We start from the raw sequence: 422 nt of genomic DNA, 5'->3' as shown, positions 1-422 counted from the left end.
CGAAAGATTACATTCAGGGCCGATAACCTCAAATTCAGCGAAACAGTCAAAACCGGCACCGGGCTTGCCACAAAATTTAGAGCCGGATACATACTTAGCCTGGCAGCCGCCGCCTTTGCTGGAGCACCAATAGTTACCGGGGGTAGTGCCATGGTTAACGGATTTCCAACCCACGTCAAAACGTATCCCGAGATAGGCGTTGCAGGGACTGTTGTTATCATCGCCATCGCCGCCGCCGTCATCACCGCCGCCATCATCGCCACCACCGGGAGAGCCGCCGTCATCACCGCCGCCGTCACCGTCACCCGTGCCATCACCTTTTTTGACGGCGTTACAGGTCCCGCTGACACCTTGCAACTGCCTGTCACACATATAGTTAGGATTAATGTCGTACTCTTCTGGATTAAACTGACTGCTGCATT

Annotated in this window: 1 protein-coding gene; it reads left to right on the top strand. The window is 54.3% G+C overall.

The features are described 5' to 3' along the window. The coding region (locus R0J87_RS18595) for a hypothetical protein (protein ID WP_498888044.1) at positions 1–422 on the top strand (422 nt) is incomplete at both ends.

Origin of the sequence: Halomonas sp. SIMBA_159 (assembly GCF_046536035.1) — a bacterium.
Taxonomy (GTDB): domain Bacteria; phylum Pseudomonadota; class Gammaproteobacteria; order Pseudomonadales; family Halomonadaceae; genus Vreelandella; species Vreelandella venusta_A.
The sequence above is the reverse complement of the archived record's forward strand: the minus strand, read 5'-3'. Positions and strand labels throughout refer to the sequence as shown.